At 66.0% G+C, this 5,039-nt stretch carries 4 protein-coding genes; 3 read left to right on the top strand and 1 reads right to left on the bottom strand.

The features are described from left to right. A partial coding sequence (locus P2P98_RS17325) for a LacI family DNA-binding transcriptional regulator (RefSeq protein WP_275801505.1) occupies positions 1–1,009 on the bottom strand: 1,009 nt, incomplete at its 3' end. A 237-nt stretch (positions 1,010–1,246) separates the two neighbouring features. On the opposite strand from P2P98_RS17325, the gene P2P98_RS17320 reads away from it, so the two are divergent. From P2P98_RS17320 to P2P98_RS17310, 3 genes are all read left to right on the top strand, one after another. Further along, positions 1,247–2,575 carry an extracellular solute-binding protein gene (locus P2P98_RS17320; protein ID WP_275801504.1) on the top strand — a complete coding sequence of 443 codons (1,329 nt, stop codon included), beginning with the start codon at positions 1,247–1,249 and terminating at the stop codon, positions 2,573–2,575. Between the two features lie 125 nt (positions 2,576–2,700). Continuing rightward, entirely contained in the window at positions 2,701–4,053 is a 1,353-nt protein-coding gene (locus P2P98_RS17315; protein WP_275801503.1) for a sugar ABC transporter permease, read from the top strand. Next, positions 4,050–5,027 carry a carbohydrate ABC transporter permease gene (locus P2P98_RS17310; RefSeq protein ID WP_058595393.1) on the top strand — a complete coding sequence of 326 codons (978 nt, stop codon included), beginning with the start codon at positions 4,050–4,052 and terminating at the stop codon, positions 5,025–5,027. Before P2P98_RS17315 ends, P2P98_RS17310 begins: the two co-directional genes overlap by 4 nt. Positions 5,028–5,039: the final 12 nt, after the last annotated feature.

Here is a 5,039-nt window from a genome sequence, read left to right as displayed (position 1 = left end):
ACGCGCTCCGCGGGGGAGCGGTGGAGGCGCGCACGACCAGGCGTGTGACCGCCTCGGTGCGTCGGGCGGGTTCGTCGGTGCCCTCGATCATGGACAGCAGCAGCCGCGTCGCTTCGACCCCCTGGTCGAGGGGATACTGCTCGACCGTGGTGAGCGAGAACATCTCGGCGTAGTCGTGGCCGTCGATGCCGACCACGCTGAGCTCGGTCGGAACCGAGATGCCCATGCGGCGAGCGGCGATGATGACCCCGATCGCGACCTCGTCGCACGCGGCCACGACACCGGTCGGACGCGACCCCGCGTCGGCGAGGAACGACGCAGCGGCCGCATAGGCGTCGGTGATCGTCAGCGTCGAGGGCACGCTGCGGATACGGACGGCGAGCCCGTGATCGTTCATCGCGTTGCGGTAGCCGATCGAGCGTTCGTCGACGTCCTTCGCCGGGGCGTCGGTCGGGGGAGTGCTGCCGACGAAGGCGATGTCGGTGTGCCCCAGTGCGATCAGGTGCTGCGTGATGATCCGCGTGATCGCGACGTTGTCGAGGCCGAGGGTCGGGACTCCGGAGAGCGGGTTGCCGATACTGACGACGGGCTTGCCGATGTTCGCCAGGCGCTCCAGGTCGGCGTCGTCGGGCTCGAGCGCGACGGCGATGATCCCGTCGAATCGCTTCCGGGCGAGGTACGTCGAGTAGAGGCTTTCGCGGTCGTTCGAGCCGGGCTCGGCGACGTAGAGCGTGACGTCGTATCCCCGGGGAATGAGTGTCCGCTCGACGCCCTCGACGATGGCGCCGAAGTACCACCGGTTCACCTTGGGGACGATGAGCGCGATCGTACGCGTGCGGCCGGTCGCCAGGCTCACGGCGCTGGTGGACGGCACGTATCCGAGGGTCGACGCCGCGTCCGAGACGCGACGACGGGTGTCGTCGGAGACGTAGCCGCCGCCGGTCAGCGCACGACTCGCCGTCGATTTCGACACGCCTGCCAGGCGAGCCACATCGGCGATTCCGCTCATCGGTGTGTTCCTCGGTGTCCGGTCGACCTCCGTGTCGACGTCGAAGCAGATTACCTGAGATTCACCCTTTATGGAACCGGTTCCCCCGCGAATCGTCGCCCGAGATCCGCGTGATTTCGCCAGTTACGCGTTCGTGATATTTCGATGTTGCGCAACTTCTGGTTCTCGCCTACGGTGATCTGGAATCGGTTCCTGACAGAATCCGATGCACCATTGAACTCGAAGAGGAGAGACCACATGGGTATGTCACAGCGGTATCGCCTGCTGGCCCCCGTCGGGCTGCTGGCGGTCGGCGCGATCGCACTCGCAGGCTGCGCCGAGGGTGACAGCGGGGGCGGCACGAGCTCGGGGGGCGAGACCACCGTCCGCATCTCCGGCGGTATCACCGGCAGCGAAGCCGACCTGCTGAACCAGTCGTTCGAGAAGTTCACCGCCGACACCGGCATCAAGGTCGTCTACACCGGCGACAAGAGCTTCGAGGGCAACATCGTCACGAAGGTGACGGGTGGAGACGCCCCCGACATCGCGATCGTCCCGCAGCCGGGTCTGCTCAAGACCCTCATCGGCACCGGCGACGTGCAGAAGGCGTCCGACACCGTCTCGTCGAACGTCGACAAGTACTGGGGCGAGGACTGGAAGTCCTACGGCAGCGAAGACGGCACGTTCTACGCGGCTCCCATGCTCGCCAACCTCAAGGGCTACGTCTGGTACTCGCCGGCGAAGTTCAAGGAGTGGGGCGTCGAGGTCCCGAAGACGCTCGACGAGCTCATGACCCTCACGGCCACGATCCAGCAGAAGACCGGCGCCGCCCCCTGGTGCGCGGGCTTCGCGTCCGGCGACGCCTCGGGCTGGCCGGGCACCGACTGGATCGAGGACATGGTCCTGCGCCAGTCCGGACCCGAGGTGTACGACCAGTGGGTCGCCAACGAGGTCAAGTTCACCGACGCGCCGATCAAGGAAGCGTTCGACGCCACCGGCAAGATCCTGCTGAACCCGCAGTACGTCAACGCCGGTTTCGGTGACGTCAAGAGCATCAACTCGGTGGCCTTCGCCGACGTGGCCGCCAAGGTCGCCGACGGCAGCTGCCCGATGACCCACCAGGCGTCGTTCCTGTCGTCGAACTTCCAGACGGTCAAGACCGCCTCGGGCGGCGAGGTGAAGGTCGCTCCCGACGGTGACGTCTACGCCTTCCTGCTCCCCGGCGTGACCGAGGGCAAGCTCGCGGTCGAGGGTGGCGGCGAGTTCGTCACCGCGTTCTCAGACGACGCGAACGTGCAGAAGGTCGTGGAGTTCATGTCGACGCCCGAGTTCGCGGATGCCCGTGTGAAGCTCGGCGGCGTGATCTCGGCGAACAAGGGCGCTGACCCCTCGCTGGCGTCCAGCGAATTCCTCACCGAGGCGATGAAGACGCTGCAGGACCCGAACACCACGCTGCGTTTCGACGCATCCGACCTGATGCCCGCGACCGTCGGTTCGGGATCGTTCTGGAAGGGCATGGTCAGCTGGATCGACGGTACGCCGACCGACCAGGTCCTGAGCGACATCCAGGCCGGCTACAACAACTGACCTCTTGAGGTCCACCCGATGGGTCGTCCGTGCTGCGGGCGGCCCATCGGGGCCATACTTCTCATCTGCCCGGCATGGCCCGGGCACTCATCGGTGGGCACGAAGGCGTGTTCGGGAGGGACGTCATGACCGAGATCACACACGTGGAGAAGACGCCGTCGGCGTCTCCTCCGCCGCGGGGGCGAGCGGCGGCGAAGCCGCGAGACTCCGCGCCACAGCGCCGGACCACGATCCTCGTGGTCATGGTCGGGCTCATCCTCGTGGTGGCGCTCTTCCTCTTCATGGTCACGAGGGCCCCGGCCGAAACGAAGCCCACGACTCTGGGCTTCTCGCTCAACAGCTTCTTCAACTGGCTCGGCGGACTGAACCCGCTCGTGCAGATCCCCCTCGTGCTCCTGGTCTTCGGTGCCGTCGTGGGGCTCCTCCTGCTGCTCATCGAGTACGCGCCGCGCTCCGGAAAGGGCTACTTCTGGCTGCGGCTCGTCGCGTGCTTCGCGATCCCCGTGCTCGCGTTCATGCTCCTGCGTCCGTACCAGAACGCCGTCATCTACGTGCTCGGCATCGCGGTACTCCTCGGCGCGATCCTCTTCTACGCCGACTACCGCTCGCGTCAAGGTGCCGGCTACCTGTTCCAGCTCATCCTGTTCGCCGCCCCCGCCGCCATCCTGCTGCTCCTGGGCCTGGTGTACCCCGCCATCACCACCTTCTTCCAGTCGTTCTTCGACAAGACCGGTGACAACTTCGTCGGACTGGACAACTACGTCTGGACCTTCACGAACCCCGAGGGCTTCTGGTCGGTCATCAACACCCTCATCTGGGTGCTGCTCGCCCCGACCATCGCCACCGCGATCGGCCTGGCCTACGCGGTCTTCATCGACCGGGCGGCGGGCGAGAAGTACCTGAAGGTGCTCATCTTCATGCCGTTCGCGATCTCGTTCGTCGGCGCCGGCATCATCTGGAAGTTCGTCTACGACTTCCGTCAGGGCGACCAGATCGGCATCCTGAACGCCATCGTCACCGCCTTCGGTGGGCAACCCGTCTCGTGGCTCGCCGCGACGCCCCTGGTCAACACCCTTCTCCTCGTCGTGGTGTTCATCTGGAGCCAGACCGGTCTCGCGATGGTCATCCTCTCGGCCGCCATCAAGGCCGTGCCGCCGGAGCAGATGGAGGCCGCCGAACTCGACGGTGCGAGCGCGTGGGAGCGGTTCATCAACGTCACCGTTCCCGGCATCCGCTCCTCGCTCATCGTGGTCCTGACCACGATCGCCATCGGCGCGCTGAAGATCTACGACATCGTCGCCGTCATGACGGGTGGTCGCAACGACTCGACCGTGCTCGCGTTCGAGATGGTGAACCAGCAGCAGCGGTTCCAGAGTTACGGCCACTCCGCGGCACTGGCGGTCGTGCTGTTCGTCTTCGTGCTGCCGCTGATCATCTTCAACGTGCGCCAGATCCGGAAGCAGAGGGAACTGCGATGACCACCTCGACCGTCGTTCTCGAGCCGACGTCCGACGGGCGGAGCGCTCGTCAGGTCGCCCGCGACACGCGCAAGCACGAGGCCATGGCGCGCAAGCGCCTCACGTCGAAGGGCGCGACGATCGCGGCCGTCGTGATCGCCTTCTTCTGGACCATCCCGACGTTCGGCCTGTTCGTGACGTCGTTCCGGCCCGGATCCGACACCCAGTCGACCGGATGGTGGACGGTGTTCACCGATCCCAGCTTCACGCTGGAGAACTACCGGCTGGCCTTCACCTCGGGTGGCACGGCGCTGACCCTCGCGCAGTCGTTCCTCAACTCCCTGGCGATCACGATCCCGGTCGTGCTGTTCGCTCTCGCGATCGCGTCGCTCATCGCGTACGCGTTCGCGTGGATCGACTTCAAGGGGCGGAACTTCTTCTTCATCTTCATCTTCGCGTTGCAGATCGTGCCGCTGCAGATGGCCCTGGTGCCGCTGCTGAGCCTGTTCTCGCGCGGGCTGACGATCAACGAGGTCACGATTTTCCCGGGCTTCGACCTGCGCGGCGTGGAGCACAGCTTCGCGACCGTGTGGATCGCGCACGTGATCTTCGCGATGCCGCTGGCCATCTTCCTGCTGCACAACTTCATCGCCGAGATCCCGCACGAGGTGATCGAGGCGGCGCGTGTGGACGGTGCCGGACACGGCCAGGTGTTCTTCCGCATCATCCTCCCGCTCGCCGCCCCGGCGCTCGCGTCGTTCGCGGTGCTCGAGTTCATCTGGGTGTGGAACGACCTGCTGGTGGCGACGATCTTCGCGCCATCGTCATCGCTGCCGCTGACGCAGTCGCTGAACTCGCTGTCGGGCACCTGGGGAGACCAGTGGTTCCTGCAGTCGGCCGGTACGTTCATCTCGATCCTCGTGCCGATCATCGTGTTCTTCCTCCTGCAGCGGTTCTTCGTCCGCGGCCTCCTCGCCGGCGCCACGAAGGGCTGAGGTCAGGCACGA

The sequence above is a fragment of the Microbacterium sp. Kw_RZR3 genome, from assembly GCF_029222405.1.
Lineage (GTDB): Bacteria > Actinomycetota > Actinomycetes > Actinomycetales > Microbacteriaceae > Microbacterium.
The sequence above is the reverse complement of the archived record's forward strand: the minus strand, read 5'-3'. Positions and strand labels throughout refer to the sequence as shown.